Annotated in this window: 16 protein-coding genes; 8 read left to right on the top strand and 8 right to left on the bottom strand. The window is 46.0% G+C overall.

From position 1 onward, the window contains the following. The 3 genes from J3B89_RS20005 to J3B89_RS19995 all read right to left on the bottom strand — a co-directional run. The coding region (locus J3B89_RS20005) for a LysE family translocator (protein ID WP_215399405.1) at window positions 1-434 on the bottom strand (434 nt) is incomplete at its 3' end. 150 nt (window positions 435-584) lie between these two features. Beyond that, window positions 585-779 (bottom strand): hypothetical protein, encoded by a 195-nt coding sequence (locus tag J3B89_RS20000; RefSeq protein ID WP_215399404.1) that lies wholly within the window; start codon window positions 777-779, stop codon window positions 585-587. Between the two features lie 163 nt (window positions 780-942). Further along, complete coding sequence (locus J3B89_RS19995) at window positions 943-1,428, bottom strand: endonuclease I family protein (protein WP_215399403.1); 486 nt, start codon at window positions 1,426-1,428, stop codon at window positions 943-945. A gap of 26 nt (window positions 1,429-1,454) precedes the next feature. Between J3B89_RS19995 and J3B89_RS19990 the strand changes: the two genes are divergently transcribed. Then, window positions 1,455-1,688: a tyrosine-type recombinase/integrase gene (locus J3B89_RS19990; RefSeq protein ID WP_008950847.1), complete on the top strand. Its 234-nt coding sequence runs from the start codon at window positions 1,455-1,457 to the stop codon at window positions 1,686-1,688. A 214-nt stretch (window positions 1,689-1,902) separates the two neighbouring features. Here the strand turns inward: J3B89_RS19990 and J3B89_RS19985 are convergent, their stop codons facing one another. Beyond that, window positions 1,903-2,634 carry an SDR family oxidoreductase gene (locus J3B89_RS19985; RefSeq protein WP_215399402.1) on the bottom strand — a complete coding sequence of 244 codons (732 nt, stop codon included), beginning with the start codon at window positions 2,632-2,634 and terminating at the stop codon, window positions 1,903-1,905. Between the two features lie 166 nt (window positions 2,635-2,800). Here J3B89_RS19985 and J3B89_RS19980 point away from each other — a divergent pair, with 166 nt between their 5' ends. After that, window positions 2,801-3,412: a LysE family translocator gene (locus J3B89_RS19980; RefSeq protein ID WP_251372598.1), complete on the top strand. Its 612-nt coding sequence runs from the start codon at window positions 2,801-2,803 to the stop codon at window positions 3,410-3,412. 23 nt (window positions 3,413-3,435) lie between these two features. Here J3B89_RS19980 and J3B89_RS19975 read toward each other — a convergent pair whose 3' ends face one another. Together J3B89_RS19975 and J3B89_RS19970 are read right to left on the bottom strand one after the other, a co-directional pair. Next, a complete protein-coding gene (locus tag J3B89_RS19975; RefSeq protein WP_215399401.1) occupies window positions 3,436-4,863 on the bottom strand; it encodes an aminotransferase-like domain-containing protein in 1,428 nt (475 codons plus the stop codon). 204 nt (window positions 4,864-5,067) lie between these two features. Beyond that, a complete protein-coding gene (locus J3B89_RS19970; RefSeq protein ID WP_215399400.1) occupies window positions 5,068-5,547 on the bottom strand; it encodes a PaaI family thioesterase in 480 nt (159 codons plus the stop codon). A 226-nt stretch (window positions 5,548-5,773) separates the two neighbouring features. Here J3B89_RS19970 and J3B89_RS19965 point away from each other — a divergent pair, with 226 nt between their 5' ends. Next, complete coding sequence (locus J3B89_RS19965; protein ID WP_215399399.1) at window positions 5,774-6,241, top strand: hypothetical protein; 468 nt, start codon at window positions 5,774-5,776, stop codon at window positions 6,239-6,241. Between the two features lie 30 nt (window positions 6,242-6,271). On the opposite strand, the gene J3B89_RS19960 is transcribed toward J3B89_RS19965, so the two are convergent. Both J3B89_RS19960 and J3B89_RS19955 read right to left on the bottom strand, forming a co-directional pair. Then, on the bottom strand, window positions 6,272-7,366 hold the full coding sequence (locus tag J3B89_RS19960) for a restriction endonuclease (protein WP_215399398.1): 1,095 nt from the start codon (window positions 7,364-7,366) through the stop codon (window positions 6,272-6,274). A 368-nt stretch (window positions 7,367-7,734) separates the two neighbouring features. Beyond that, a complete protein-coding gene (locus J3B89_RS19955) occupies window positions 7,735-8,670 on the bottom strand; it encodes a ketopantoate reductase family protein (RefSeq protein ID WP_215399397.1) in 936 nt (311 codons plus the stop codon). Between the two features lie 674 nt (window positions 8,671-9,344). Here J3B89_RS19955 and J3B89_RS19950 point away from each other — a divergent pair. From J3B89_RS19950 to J3B89_RS19930, 5 genes are all read left to right on the top strand, one after another. After that, the gene (locus tag J3B89_RS19950) at window positions 9,345-9,956 is read left to right on the top strand and encodes a LysE family translocator (protein ID WP_215399396.1); all 612 of its coding nucleotides are present in this window, start codon (window positions 9,345-9,347) and stop codon (window positions 9,954-9,956) included. Between the two features lie 331 nt (window positions 9,957-10,287). Then, entirely contained in the window at window positions 10,288-11,337 is a 1,050-nt protein-coding gene (locus J3B89_RS19945) for a hypothetical protein (protein WP_215399395.1), read from the top strand. A gap of 26 nt (window positions 11,338-11,363) precedes the next feature. Next, complete coding sequence (locus tag J3B89_RS19940; RefSeq protein ID WP_215399394.1) at window positions 11,364-11,942, top strand: hypothetical protein; 579 nt, start codon at window positions 11,364-11,366, stop codon at window positions 11,940-11,942. Between the two features lie 41 nt (window positions 11,943-11,983). After that, entirely contained in the window at window positions 11,984-13,102 is a 1,119-nt protein-coding gene (locus J3B89_RS19935; RefSeq protein WP_215399393.1) for an InlB B-repeat-containing protein, read from the top strand. Between the two features lie 20 nt (window positions 13,103-13,122). Next, window positions 13,123-14,874, top strand: a complete 1,752-nt coding sequence (locus tag J3B89_RS19930; protein ID WP_215399392.1) for a S8 family peptidase — start codon at window positions 13,123-13,125, stop codon at window positions 14,872-14,874. Window positions 14,875-14,908: the final 34 nt, after the last annotated feature.

The following is a 14,908-nucleotide window of genomic DNA, read 5'->3' as shown; positions in this document are numbered from 1 at the left end:
AGCTGGCTATCGATAAAGGGCGGCAGCAGCGCCATATGAAACGCCCAGCCTTTGGGGTTAGACACTGCCGTAATAAAACCCTGGCTAAATAAAGTACGCCGCGCCAGCCTGGCAGGCAGCTCGCCTGGTTGCGGCAACGCCAGTTTGCCTTTAGCACGCCACATTTGCAGGCCTATGTAAGTGAGATATACCGCACCGGCAACTTTAAAACCCTGAAAAAAAGCCGGAAACTGCAGCATTATCGCCGCCACACCGCATACCGCCAGTATCGCCACAAGCGCCACACCGAGCATTTCGCCCCACATCATCCACAGCGTACGGCGCACGCCCTGGCTCATGCCCAACGTCATCGCCAGTGTCATGTACATGCCCGGGGTAACCGAAACAAACAAAAACGTCGGAATAAACGCGCCCAGCAACGCCAGATTAACCATAACCACCTCAACTGCAAGATGGCGCTATTCTGGCCGGTTGCAGCAGCGCCAGCAAGGGCGTTAAGCGGGGGTTTTTAGTCAACCCGGCGCAGTAGCAAAATTATTCACAAAGAGGTTTTATTGCAATGGTAAGCAGGCAAAGTAGGAACGCTATTTAAAGGATTTAGCCCAAAAATCAAAGCGACTCTCGCGGTATATCTTTGCTTTGCCTTGCCCTGCACGCAGTTCTTCCTGCTGCGGTAACTCCTGCCAGCATCCTTCCAACTCACGTACGGTTTGCGGCCAGTCGGCGTGATAGCCTTTGTAGTCTTGCTCGTTACCGGGATAAGTAGTTGGTTCAGTCATAGCTAGCTCCAAGCCCTTATTTGAGAGTAAGTATAACGTTGCTGGTTGCAGAATCTAGTAAGCATTACCTTCCCGCATTTGTTATTAGATAGTTACCCTGACACCATTTCTTGCTTTCGCCTCTTTTAATGCATAAATTAATCACTATAATTTAACTTTTTAATTACGTTGCACAAAAAGGAATCGGTGCTATGGAGCAAAAATCTGTTTTAAAAGATGTTTTTATCTCAATGGGTGCATGGGTTTGCTGTGTTTGCCTTGATAGCAGCTGGGTTACCACACCCTCAGCGCGGTTTTTATGCCCAAGAGACCAGGTGCGCTCTCCGGTTACAAAGGGATTTGAATGCCCCATACGTTTTGCAATGCGTCTATCTCGCTCGCGCTCCCACTCGGTAACGGGAAACTGCTTATCCCAAGCCATTAAAAGCTGCTGTTGTTGGCGAGACATGTTGAGGTCATAACGGTCGTGCATGTAAAAGTAAATCCGAGCGATTTGCCCTTTAATCGCATCGCGCGGCTCTGCGGCTCTTGCACTAAAATCGATTTTAACCGGACATTGACCATGCTGCGGCTTGGCATTAGAAAGCATGGTGAAGTTGAAATTGGAGCGGTCGGCATTGACTGGAACAGCTTTATCAGCGATACCCATCGAGTGATCAATATGTGCTCTAGAGAGTGGGCTGTACTGAACAAACTTTAAGATGGAATGGTATTATACGGTCAGGTGTTCAGAAACACGTTACCGCACACACATTCAGGCACTCTTTCGCAACGCAGCTTTTAAAAGCGGGAACAGACATTCGTACAGTTCAAGAGCTGTTAGGGCATACGGATTTGAAGACAACTCAAATATATACACATGTCATCGGTCAACATTCATCAGGGACAATTAGCCCTATAGACCGATAATTTCGTTTTAAATAAACCGGGCTTCATGTCCGGTTTTGCGGTAAAAGCGGTCATTCGCATGCGGATTGTGTTGAGGTGCTGAATCTCTGCTTTTCGCTCATTGCGGCCTGTTAACCTTAGCCACGTAGTGTCAGAATGAAGTTTTAACTTGCAGTATTGCATCATTGTTAATCCATATAACTAATAAATATCACTCAAAAGGGCAGCTATTAGTTTATCGACCTCCGGCAACGTCAATAATACTTCCTGTGATGTAGCTGGAATGCTCAGAGAGTAACCAGGATATTGTATTTGCTACCTCTTCAGGTTGCCCGCCCCGCTTTAAAGGGATTTGAGAGCTTAGTCTGTCTACCCGACCAGGCTCACCGCCATCGGTATGCATGTCTGTATAGACAAAGCCTGGGCGGATACAGTTGACCCTAATCGAGCGCTGTGCAAGCTCCATGGCTAGCCCTTTGGTCAACGCGTCCATTCCAGATTTACATGCCGCATAGTCCGTGTACTCAAATGGGGCGCCGGTTTTTGCGGCAACAGAAGATACATTCACTATCGCACCACCGTTTGCCATCCTCTTAGCTGCTTCGCGACTGCATAAAAAGCAACTCAGCAGGTTGTTGTTAAACATCGTAGTGAATCTCTCAACGCTGATATCAACAAGCTTGGTTTGCGGTAACAGTATGCCGGCATTGTTGACTAAATGAGATAACTGGCCCCAATCAGATTCGACCTTATCGAAAAAACTAATCACCTCAGCTTCAATGGACATGTCCGCCTGGTAGGCTCGCACTTTCATGCCCGCTTGTAGGAGCTGTTCCTGTAATTGCATTGCGTCAGATGCACTCTTTCGATAACTAAAACAAACAGTAAAACCATCTTTGGCTAGCTGGTTTACGGTTGCGGCGCCGATCCCCCGGCTTCCTCCAGTTACAATGACGAGTTTGTTCATTTAAATTGCTCGCTCTAATTTGGCTTTATCTGTGACGTACCAGAAATCATAAAGTAATTTTTGCAGAAAATTGGCTGTATATACCTAATAAACATACTGTGTACTTATCGTACCGATGTCACCTGACGATACCATTACGGGTAAATCCTCAGTGTTTTGAAGCATCATGGTTATTGATATCCAATATCTCGTTTCTCTCGCTATGTTCTGCCTGGCCGCTGCCATCACGCCAGGGCCTAATAACATTATGTTGCTCACGTCAGGTTTGAACTTCGGTGTTAAAAAGAGTTTACCCCATCTGTTTGGAGTGAATTTTGGTTTTTGCCTGATGGTATTTCTCGTCGGGATTGGATTAAGCAGCATCTTTCAACGATATGAAGTACTGCACAGCATCATTAAAACGGTAGGGGTGTTATACCTACTCTGGTTAGCACTTAAAATCGCGATGCTCAAGACGGTAAGTGACACTGAAAATGAAGCCAAACCCTTGGGCTTTTTCGGGGCGGCGTTTTATCAATGGGTGAACGCTAAAGCATGGATAGTGATCACGAGTGTGACATCAACCTTCACGTCGACAGACGGTAATATGACGTTGCAGGTTTCGTTAATCACCCTGGCATTCTTGGTAATTGGTTTACCCTCGAATATCATTTGGCTTGCGGGTGGCCATATGATTTCCAGACTCATTAAACATGTCGTTTTCTACCGGGTCTTTAACGTCTGTATGGCGTTATTGCTGGCTTTCTCTGTGGTGCCATTAGTGCTTAATGGTGCATAAGCTCAATCGCATTGGTATAACTCCTAGGCGACGTTTAGGTCATGTGCTTCAATAAGCTCGGAAAGCATACGCAGTGCGTACTCGATTCTGGCATCCCAGTGTATAGCACAAGATAGTCTAATAAAGTTGCGGTACTTTCTCGACGGGGTAAACAAAGGACCTGGGGCGATACTTATCCCTTTTTTTAGTGCAACTGTAGCAAGCCTCATGCTATCAACGTTCTCAGGTAATTGAACCCAGACGACAAACCCACCTTTAGGGATGGTTATGCGACAGTCTTGCGGCAATATTTGGGACAATCGGTTAATCATCCGCTCTACCGAAAGCTCATGTTGGTTCCGCACTTTACGTAAATGTCGGTCATATTTGCCTGATTCGAGAACGTTAGCTACAGCTAGTTGGATAATCGCCGAAGTTGCAATATTGCAGCTGAATTTTAAAAACTCAATTTTCGATTTATGTTTTCCAGACACAACCCAACCTATTCGCAGATCGGGAGACAGTGTTTTTGAAAAGGTGTTGCAATAAATGATGTCTGACGAGGGAGACAGGCTTAACAAGGTACTTGGCCGCCGGTGAGAGTAGCCTAAGTCGCCATACGTATCATCTTCAATAATGGTTATACCTTTACTGCTTAATAGCCTGATGACTTCCAACTTCCGTTGGTCAGACATGAGAAAACCTTGAGGGTTATTGAAATTCGGTATGAGTACACATGCTTTGAGATCCCAGTCTTCAGCCGCCATTTTCAGCGATTCAAGTGAAATACCCAGCTCCGGATCGGTGGGTATTTCAATCACCCTTAATCCAAGCATGTTGAGCACTTGTAAGATGCCATAGAAAGTCGGGCTCTCAACAGCAACGAGGTCACCGGGCTGGGTAACAGCTCGTAAAGCCAGCGCCAAAGCCTCCTGGCCGCCATTAGTGATAACAACGTCATCAGCACTGATATCGTGTCCTTGGCTGACCATTCTTCGCGTGATCTGGAGGATTAATTCATTTGAACCCACTGACTTTTCATAGCCTCCAAGACGCTCAAGATGTTTGGCGGCTTTCTGAATTTCCCGCTGTACGATAGAGAGCGGATAAAAAGAGGGCGCCGGCACGGCAGAGCCAAGCTTCACACAGTCAATATCAGTGACTGCTTTAGCCATAGCCAAAATCATGTCTTGATTTGATAGGTTGCAGGGCTTTGTGCTCTCTGTACTTGTTTGCACCAATTGTAACTTTCGCAACAAAGGCCGCTCACTGACGAAATGCCCTGAGCGTGCCCTGGCTTCTATGTAGCCAAGATCTTCTAACCGTCGGTAGGCGGTTAGCACTGTGATGATACTGAGCTCCCTGGCAACACTTAATTCTCTGACGCCAGGCAGTTTATCCCCTGCCTTATACAGACCTGATTCGATACTTTGCTTTAGTTCATTTGCAAGTTGCTCATACAGATGCGACATAGTGGCCTTCTCAGCGCTAGCATTCCTGTATCTATAATGGACCTTGTTTTAATAAAGTGTATAGGTACAGAAGTTTGAATATTAAGCAGTACAAGCCTGGATAACTGGCCCGGAACGCTATTAAGTATGAAATGCCGCACGGAACATTGGATGTGGTATTGCGGGAGAGGTCTTTTGGCCTAATAAAGCCGGCCGGCCTGAATGCTATCTGCCGGCCGCTTTGTCGCCTCTTAATGTCATAACAACGCTGGTTGCTCTGGCAACGACTTTTCCGTCAGGCCTGATGATGTCGCATTGATAATGCGTAATGGTTTTACCTGATTGGATGGGGAATGCGACCGCCTTTAATTGCTCATTCCAGACAGGCCGGTAGAAATTTATCTTTAGCTCTATGCTGGTGAAGCTCTCTCCCTCATTCATGAGGGTTGAATGTGCAGTTCCTATGGCTGCATCAGCTAACTCAGCTAAAAGGCCACCGTGTACCGTGCCTTGCTGATTACCATGTACAGAAGCATCAGCATCGATGGCGACCGTCGCTTTACCTTCTCCAATGTCAGCAATGCTCATTTTTAACGTTTTCGATATCGCTGTAGGATATCGCATGAATGTGGACTCCCCGTCTGAGATTGTTCCAGAAACCAGTTTTCTCAGGTAGTCCAATACAGATAACGTAATCTTTGACATGATATCTCCAAAACATACTGTTTACTCAAGCAGGCTTGTCAGTCATGTGAATTTCAACATTAAGCTGTGTTGATAATAGGGTGATTAGCCATTTATGGACATGTACAGTTTCTTCTATACTCACAAACACAGATCCAGAACTGTATCGCAAACTTAGCGTATAACTGAGTCTACTATTCTTCCCCCATGGGACTACCCTGATGAAGTCAATATTTAGGGGGTTCTTATGCGGTCATACAAAATTCTTGTGCTGGGTCTTTCATTCCTGACAATGTTTCAATCTGCTATGGCTGCAGTGGAAAATAGCCAGTTCACTCTGAAAAGCAAGGATGGTTCGACGGTCTTCTCTGACACAAACTTAGGCCATTTTGACCAGTTTGAACTGAAAGACAAACTTGTGCTAACGATAAAAAGTACGACCGGCGGTATTCGAAGTTCAGAGTTCTTACTCGTTAAAGGTGAGAGGCTTCCGTTAGTTAATGGTGAAACCCTTCACCTGGGTAATGATGTTCGTCTGGACGTCAGCAAGACATTCGATGATGTCACTATAGTGTTCAGTGGCGTGAACGGACCAGAGACACCCTTTATCAGAGAAATACTGGCCTCAATAAAATACGACGTAAAGAAGGGATTGCCAAAGTATCGTTATAATCACTATCTGGATGAACGTATTTTTACACTAAGAGCAGAGTAAACTCTGCTCTTAGTTTCAGAGTTAAAAAAATTATTTCATAGAGTTAGCAAAAGCGAGCAGCCGGGCTAAAATATCACGCTTGTCATCCTGTAGTAGGATCCCAATGCAACCAGGCGTCAGTAAGCCCCTTTTCAGAATAGCGTAATGTGCTGCTTTATATTGAGGGCTCTTGCGAAACTGCTCAAACTCGTCAGCACTGTTGATGTCTCTTTCTTCCCGCAGAACCATAAAATCAGCAAATAAAATGTTGGCTGTTCTGTAATTCCAAAAGGACCAGACTGAGCAGACAAAATAGACGTCTGAGAGCGCCGCGGCTCTGTCCAGCTCAATCAGGGACATTAAGTCCCATGTAGGTTCAAACGTGTTTTTCGACGCATCTATGACGTTAAACATTGCAGGGAATAATGCAACGGCATCATTCATGGCAATGTCAAAGTAGGGTTTGTGCTTCTGAAAACCAGCCATGATATTTGCATATTTCACTAACCTAGAAACGCTATGAGGGATCTGAGATGTGTCATCACCATAATAAGAGGACATACCCAAAAGATTGGCAGCATTATTCTCCAGAATGACATCGCGTTCCGTGTATTTTTCGACAGGACTAATAATTTTTCGGTAGTGATTAGCCAAGGATTTTGGAAAGTATCGTGCGGCAATAACACTGCCTGCGGGGTCAGTTAATAACTCCCTTTCAATTCTATCTTTATAGTAGCGCTCAACTTTAATGAACCCTTCAGCGCCATCAATAAGTTGAGACAATGATGACGTAGGTACCCCTGTGTAAAACGGGATAAAGCCATCACAATGCCAGCTTTTTACCTTTTCCACGATGCCGTATTCATGCGTCACTGGGATACTTCCATTTGAATGCGCGTAGTGTTTACAGCTGACCAGCCATCTTATAGATCCATGCTCAGTGCGTTGTTCAACTCCAATATCGATGCCCAGATCAGGACCTACGGACACCGTTCGGAATATTTCGAAGCCTTTAACCTCGCTAAAAAACTCTTGTGCGAACAATTCAAAGTCACTTGGACAGCGTGATAACCCTGGCTTTGACTGTTTTACGCTCTTATGAGAAGGATTTGCGGAACAAATTTCTGTGAAGTCCAATATACCCATGAGTCAGTTTCTTTCAGTTGATTATTTTTCTGCGAGCTAGTCATTTAACCCAGATCTTATCGAGGAGCAAATGCACATTGCCCAAGGAATGTAACGCTTCTGTACACAAAGAGGTGTTACGACGATTAGCCTGGGAAGAAAAGTCCGCTCTTACTCCAGGAAACTATGTGATAAGAGCGGGTGCCGATGATAGTTGGGACTACTAATTGGCAAGTTGACTATGTGCGCATTCACTTAATCAACAAGCCTAGTTTGTCAGCATCCCGCTTTTTGAGTAGTTACAGATCGCCACTTTATCAGGTGCACAGTTATTGCGTTTGGTTGCAGGTTTTTTTGCACCAAACATTTGAAAGCGGATAATTTCTGACTTAACCAATCTCCTGGCGAAGACCTAACTGTTCTTTTAGAAGCACCAATTGCCCGAGCAAATTAATGCGGGGAACACTTGATGAAAGACCGTAACTATTAGCTTTGCGTGCTATGGCAAGATTGATGTAATCCATCTCAGTTCGTCTGCCGGCGTTGAGATCTTGCAATGTAGAGATGAGTATCCCGTCTGACGCTTTGCTGATAGATAACACCTGATTTCTAATCACTTCATGCTCAAGGTTAACACCACTGGCATGTGCCACAATCAGGCATTCTCTGATTAACTCGTCGGCTAAGACCATTGCTTTACTTTCGCGATGGAAAATCCCATTGTCTTGATTTAAAAGTGGGCACAGAGAATTGAAAACCACATTTGCAATTGTCTTTTGCCAGGCGTGAGCGGCAATGTTGTCGGTACGATCAAGTGTTAGCGTGGAGTTTTGCAGCAGAGAAACGGTATCGTTAAACCGCTCTAATGAGCCTCTTACGATGCCTATTGGTGAGGCTTTGACTGGTTTTATCGAATAGTTGTGGTTTTCCTTTGTCTCACTGGTGAAATAAAGCACTGTCCGATAAATATCCTCAAAGCCACGTTCAATAAATGCAGCTTCGACATCAAGCCCATTTTGCATGATGATAATTGGGCCGCTTGCACCAATTGTTTTAAGCCTTTCGGCAATATCGTGGTTGGCAGTAGATTTCGAGGTAATGACGTACACCCCCGCGGTATCTGCCAGTTTGTCTAAGCTTATAACTGGAACCAGAGTCTGAGTTATAGCATCTTTCTGATGGGTCGTAATTAAAGAGGTGTGCGCCGATTGCAGACTTAACGAGCTTCTCACTGCAACGACGTTTCTACCCATGTTCGTTAAAAATGCTGCGAGTGGAAAGCCTATTGCCCCGCAGCCGATGATATAGACAGTTTGCTCATTCATACCATGCTCTCATGTATTGCTCAGTGGCTATCTCAACATGAACCCTATCAAATTTATAGGCACAGCTTGAGATGCTAAAAGTGGACACAGGATATACATAGCTATTTTGAGGACAGGGCCAGGAGCTGCCTGGAATGCAGTGTTATTACTGAGCAATCTATGAGTGCAATGGCGTTACTGGTCTTTTGGCAAAGACCCTAAGTGCTTTAGCCAAATTGGTTCTGCACGACTTTATTGTGTACTTCTAGCCAATAATTACTCAGCCGTTTATCCTGATTCCGGATAGCCCTGTTTAGGCTTAGGAGTTCTAAAGGTTCTCGGTTGAGAAGTTTTGCTATCTCAAAACATTTCACTTCACCCATGTGAAGTCCACCTCTGAGTTGGCTTACATGAGCCCGGGACATGTGTAAATGCTCGGCAAGTTGCGAATCATTTTTTAAGCCTTTTAGCACCTTTAGTTCATCCAGGTATTTCGACAAGGTGAGCATAATTTTCCGGGCAACCGCTGTTAAGTAATTTGTTTACATGCGTGCTGATTCTCCATAGTTATTGGTAAGTAATTACTTAACTTTTAGTAGGGGTATGCTCGTCTGTCTTTGCTTTACGGTTGCAATTTATGTACGTAGCAATAAAAGTATATTGAGGTTCAATTCCCGTTTTAGAGTTTGTGATCCATGGTTGTTTTCGATACTTTAACTTTTTTCTTAGCGGTGGTTGTTTTGGCGAGTATTCCCAGTGCCAGCAATGCACTGGTTGTCGCTAAGGCTGCATCAGCAGGATTCAAAAACGGTGCTTTTGCTGTTTTGGGTATTGTGGTTGCTGATCTGATTTTTGTATTGATAGCGATATTGGGGCTCAGTCTCCTGGTCGAAAAGGCGATCTTTGAGTATTTAAAATACGTCGCTGCATTATTTTTGTTCTGTGTTGGTGTTGGACTGCTGTGGCCGACTAAATCGCCAGAGCGCCAAGTCGCTCGGCAAAACTCTGTTGAGTATTCGTCAAGCTTTTTCGCCGGCATCATCATCACCCTGTGTGATGCAAAAGCGGTCATTTTCTACTTTAGTCTGTTGCCAATTTTACTCGACGGCGAAAGACTCAAATTTTCGGAGACGATTATAGTTTTCTCATTAACCGCCATCGGCGTTGGAGGGGTAAAACTGTTGTATGCCCTCATGGCAAAAGCAGTTACAGATCGCTACTTTAATAAGAGTACAGATAAGATCTTCAGGAGCATTTATGGCATATTAATGATCACGATTGCCGTATACCTCATGTTATTTAAGTAACAACATTTACTGCTGTATACTCCGAAATTGCAGGTCTGAATGCCATGTCTTCGCGATAAGCACTCCCTTTAATTTCTCTACTTTGTAGCTCCTATGCTTTCTTGTTTTCGAAAAATAGCCTCCCAATTTTGTTAAGTAATTTCTTGACACTTTTCGTTCTGGCTCTTTATATTTCAGTTAAGTAATTACTTAGCATTCTGCGCATGCATCACTTCGATGGGTCTATGAATGGGCGGGTTACGGCTGCGAACAGTGTGTATTTAGATGGCGAGCTCAGTGAAGTGCGAGACCAGAAAATATATGCAAATCAAACGTTTTATAGAGAGATAACATGCTATTGATGTCTAACCTACCTCAACTGGTTTGCTTGTCCGCAATATTGTTTCTGATTTTACCACGCAAGGCTGCCGCCATCTTAAGCGCGATCGCCCTGTTGTTTGTGTCCTTTCACCTATGGGGGCTACTGGTTTATTGCTACCTGTTTGGATTAGCCGTTTATAAAGGATGGCAGATCTTCCAAAAGCAAATCCCAATCCCAAGCATAATGATGATCGCAGTTGTTATTGTGCTGACCCAAATACTGTCCACGATAATGGCGTTTTTCCAGTCGCCTGGCGCATTTCCACTGCTAGTCAGCTTACTAATCGTGTTGCTTTACCCTAAAGTCGCTACCTATTTTCGTACTCACCCGGTTAGCCTGCCAACCTTAATGAATAAACGTATGCTGGCAAGCCTGCTGGCCTTTGCTATTTCCTTCCAGTTGGTAGACATTGCGACGCCAGAGTCCCTGTTCGAGGAAGAAGACTCGTCAGTGTTGCTCGTTTGGTTGCTTTCGATAGCCGGTTTTTTGGCTTATGGCCTGGCGCTAAATCGCATACCCGCACTTGTTATATCTGCTGTTTTCTACCTCATCGGCTTCATGTACTTAACCGAGCTTTTTGAGCTACGCCCTTACTTTGCTGAGCTTCGGCGCTTTAACGATGTGTTTGATCTATTTTCGCCCTGGCTACTCGCGGCCCTGGCAGTTAACTTGATAAGCCTGGTATGTATTACGGTGTATACCTGGGGCTACCAGTCTAACCCATTGCCAGCTTCTGCGGTGTGGGCGCAATTTGGTGGCATAGGGAAACGAGTGCAAGAAACAAGTGCGTCAGGCCTGCAAAGTGCTAAAGCGTTCGCGCAAACCCATCAATTAGATTCGAAAATCGCACAGGCATCCTCTCAGGTTAAGCAACATCTTGAAGAGGCCAATTACCCGGGTCAATTTCAGCAACATATCAACCGGTTTAAAGCCGCACATCAGCAAGATCCCAAGGGCGTGAAATTGAAAGTCGCTGTCATCATCGGCGGTGCGCTATTGCTGCTTTGGATGCTTTTTTGATTTAACAACACTGGCAGGAGAACTCAATGGAATTAACCGTAAGCTTGCTCGAAGGCACCTACCTTGAAGGCAGTAAGCATTCCAAAACACATGTTTATTCAACTGGAAATGGCACCCGTGATAGCCCCATCAAGATTGAATCTGCACAAATCACCATTCAGGAGTTTTGGCTGAAAACCCGCGATGGAAATGAGGAAAAAATCACGCTGGGTAATGTCGCAGTCGATGCGCGCATGGGGCATGAGATTGCGATGGTAATCGTGGCGGATGATGGCGGTAATGCCGATTATGTCGGCTATCTCAATTACAGCACCGGTGATATAGCACGCTTTGACGACAAACCGGCTGCGCGTAATTTCGCCCGCAATGCTGCGCCCTGTGTTCTGACCATATTGTTAGCGTTTATCGCAGGAGGTGTGGGCTGGTACAGCGAAGGGTTTATGACAGGTCTTATCGCGTTTGCCGCCGGCATGATTGCGAGCGTTATCGTGCGCAATATCCATGCTTTTTTCATTCAGGGTGATATCAAGCGCTTGTTTAACGAGGCAACGAGTAATGCTGTCAAGCAACGCTCACAAAAGCGCGAAGTGCTTGAAGCGTCTTAGGGACACACCGTTCAGATTTACTCAACAATCGGAGAATATTTATGTATAAAAAAGCGACATCGGGCAAACGAAAAAGGATTATCTCAATTGGTTGTCTCAGCATGCTATTGGCTGCCTGTGGCGGTGGTGGCGGTGGTGATAGCCAGGTTACCGTGACCGCCACCGCGGGCTCTGGCGGCAGCATTACCCCGGTGTCACAGAGTGTTGCTAAGGGGAGTACGGTCACGTTCACCGTTCAGCCGGATGCAAACTACACCGTGCAAAGTGTCACCGGTTGCGCAGGCAGCCTACAGGGCAGCACGTACCGTACCGGCTCAGTAAATTCAAACTGCTCAGTGCAGGCCAGTTTTGTTATCCGGCCGTTTGAAGCCACGATCAGTGGCTTATCAGACAGTCTTGCCGAAGGTAGCAGTGGCGAGTTCGTGATTAATACCAACTATGCCACCGGCACCGTGACCAGTAACCTGACGGTATCATTGGGCGATAGTGCGCTGACATTAACGAAGCTAAGTGAAACCACATACCGCTACACTGCGTCAGAAATTGATCGGGATGTGAACGTAACGATTAATTGGACCGCTCAAGATGGCAGCGATACTACCCGCCAGCTAAGCGGCTCCGTCAATCTGACGATTGCCAACAGCTCCTTTACCAATCAGTTAGCTACCATTCAAACGTTTAAAGACAACGATGAGCGCCTACTCGGTCTGGATGAAGAAAAGCGTTTGGTGGCAGCTCTTCATGATGTCGCACTCGTTTTAGGCAGTGACACGTCATTAAGCACTCAGAGTGCACATAACACTGAGCTTGAAGAGGCGTTTGTAAGTGCCTTTCAAACGCTCTCCGCTCAGTTAGAAAACTACCTTCTTGGCCAGAGCAGCGATGCTGAATTGCAGGCCCAATTTGACGATGCTCTGAGTCGCTTTAGCAGCTTCTCCGCCTCATACAAACAAGACATCAATGCCTATCTTGCTGTGCTGTCAGCGGAAGGTATGGCGCCTGTTACCGCAGGTGAGTTCCACATTAACCCTGAGCTTGGCACTGTCTCGTTATTCGTTGGAAATGCGGCATTGGGTACTGTCAACGACGGTGCCTGGGTATTTAACAATGATGTTGCCTATATTGGCGGCTTACTGGCCAACACAGGCTGTGAACTGTGATGACGAATAAGGAGTTTTACATGAAGTGCATTTACACGACCTTGTTTGCTATCGCATTCAGCGCAGTGGCAATAGCCCAGGCAAATTCACAGGTAGATTCAATAGAAGAGCGCCCTCAGCGTCTGGTGGTTAGCTTTCCACTGGTAAGCGGGAGCGTAACGTCGCAGACCACCTCGACGCAGCAAAGCGAGCACTGTATAACACTAGACAGCGGCACTAACTGGTGTGTGCCGGTGCCTCTCAAGAGTAACGAACGAGCGGCGATACACCAGGCAACATTGCAAAAATCCCCTTTGACGAGCCGGGCAATAACGGTGCCGGCCGAGCTCACTGTCTCGCAAGCGATAAACCTGTTGTCACAAACCGGTTTCTATAGTGGCGTTGAGCCGGATGTGGCCATTAGCGTGCAAAGCTGGAATGAGACAAATCCAGATGAAGAATATTTTGATGAGCAGTATTACTTCCAACCCAACAGTGTCGAAAACCCGACGGGATCTTCAATTTTGACGCAATGGTCAATGCTGAAAAACCCGGCCAATGTCGTGAATGCCTATGTGTTAGATACGGGTTTCCATTTGGCAGATGATCTGGATTACGCTGCTGGCTTTAACTTTGAGAACAGTCAACCGTTCTCTAAACCAGGCCCAGGATTTTTAGAGTTGGAATTTATCCCCGAGGGAGCAACCTGTAACAACATGCACGGTTTAGGTGTTGCCAGTGTGATTGGTGCGAAAATCAACAACGGGATCGGGGTGACGGGCACAACAGGGGACGTAATTATTCATCCTTTGCGTGTTATGCATTGTGGTACAGGCTTTATGTCTGACGCGGCGTCTGCATTGAATTGGCTCAGTGGTCAGTCTGTAGACGGTTTCCCTGATTTCAATGGTGAGCCGGGTGTGGTCAACATGAGTCTGGGTGGCAAAATTGGCGAAATCGATTGTCCGTTATATCTGCAATCGGCAATTGATAATGTTACTGCAAAGGGTTTCACGGTTGTGGTCGCAGCGGGTAACCAGTCGGATAATGCATCACTCTATATCCCAGCCAAGTGTGACAAAGTGATCACCGTGGGCGCAGCAACAGACAAGAGCAGAGATGCTGATATTGCCCAATTCAGTAATTACGGTGAAGTGCTGGATGTAATGGCCGTTGGTCAAGAAGTGCTGGGGTTGCGAAAAGATAATGGGATCGGATATTGGGACGGCACAAGCTTAGCGTCACCTTTGGTTGCCGGTATGATTTTAAATGCCAGCAAAGACTTTGCCTTTACACCTTATCAATGGCAGACATTGATGCCGATTTCTTCGGTCAATCGTTGGGTTGAAGGCGCCCGCTGTGAAACATTAGGATGTGCATACGGTGTGCTTGATGCGGCGAAATTTTACGAGAATGCACAGAGGATGCAGGATGGGACACTGGACAGTTTAACGCTGTCGCTAAACGCGGTGCCCGCTTGTCGTCAGCAGTGGATGATAGATAATCTGCCAAAAGGCCAGACTCTGTGTGATCAGGCGGTGATAGAGCTTTTAACTATTCCTGAACTGGCTGAAAATGAAGTCATTGAAGTGCATGCGCTGTTAGATGGACAAACTATTGCTGACCGTACTGGTTTAGTCGGCCAATTCCAGAGCACCAGGTTTATATTAGGCAAAGCGGTGTTCGAAAATCGAAGGGCGTTCGCTCAAAAATGCGACGATAACGGGCAATGTGAGTTGCCAATACAGTTGTCGACATTAGAGTTGACGAATGTGCCAGAGGCTTGCCAATAGTCGTTGGTCAAAGAGTCCTGCAGCGAGGCTGTTG

The sequence above is a fragment of the Rheinheimera oceanensis genome (assembly GCF_018831085.1).
Taxonomy (GTDB): Bacteria; Pseudomonadota; Gammaproteobacteria; order Enterobacterales; family Alteromonadaceae; genus Alishewanella; species Alishewanella oceanensis.
The sequence above is the reverse complement of the archived record's forward strand: the minus strand, read 5'-3'. Positions and strand labels throughout refer to the sequence as shown.

Bases quoted from the DNA above. Each gene is read 5' to 3' on its own strand.
- J3B89_RS20000 (WP_215399404.1), bottom strand. From the start codon at position 779: ATGACTGAACCAACTACTTATCCCGGTAACGAGCAAGACTACAAAGGC.
- J3B89_RS19960 (WP_215399398.1), bottom strand. From the start codon at position 7,366: ATGGGTATATTGGACTTCACAGAAATTTGTTCCGCAAATCCTTCTCAT.
- J3B89_RS19965 (WP_215399399.1), top strand. From the start codon at position 5,774: ATGCGGTCATACAAAATTCTTGTGCTGGGTCTTTCATTCCTGACAATG.
- J3B89_RS19950 (WP_215399396.1), top strand. From the start codon at position 9,345: ATGGTTGTTTTCGATACTTTAACTTTTTTCTTAGCGGTGGTTGTTTTG.
- J3B89_RS19955 (WP_215399397.1), bottom strand. From the start codon at position 8,670: ATGAATGAGCAAACTGTCTATATCATCGGCTGCGGGGCAATAGGCTTT.
- J3B89_RS19975 (WP_215399401.1), bottom strand. From the start codon at position 4,863: ATGTCGCATCTGTATGAGCAACTTGCAAATGAACTAAAGCAAAGTATC.
- J3B89_RS19940 (WP_215399394.1), top strand. From the start codon at position 11,364: ATGGAATTAACCGTAAGCTTGCTCGAAGGCACCTACCTTGAAGGCAGT.
- J3B89_RS19985 (WP_215399402.1), bottom strand. From the start codon at position 2,634: ATGAACAAACTCGTCATTGTAACTGGAGGAAGCCGGGGGATCGGCGCC.
- J3B89_RS19995 (WP_215399403.1), bottom strand. From the start codon at position 1,428: ATGGGTATCGCTGATAAAGCTGTTCCAGTCAATGCCGACCGCTCCAAT.
- J3B89_RS19980 (WP_251372598.1), top strand. From the start codon at position 2,801: ATGGTTATTGATATCCAATATCTCGTTTCTCTCGCTATGTTCTGCCTG.
- J3B89_RS19970 (WP_215399400.1), bottom strand. From the start codon at position 5,547: ATGTCAAAGATTACGTTATCTGTATTGGACTACCTGAGAAAACTGGTT.
- J3B89_RS19935 (WP_215399393.1), top strand. From the start codon at position 11,984: ATGTATAAAAAAGCGACATCGGGCAAACGAAAAAGGATTATCTCAATT.
- J3B89_RS19930 (WP_215399392.1), top strand. From the start codon at position 13,123: ATGAAGTGCATTTACACGACCTTGTTTGCTATCGCATTCAGCGCAGTG.
- J3B89_RS19945 (WP_215399395.1), top strand. From the start codon at position 10,288: ATGCTATTGATGTCTAACCTACCTCAACTGGTTTGCTTGTCCGCAATA.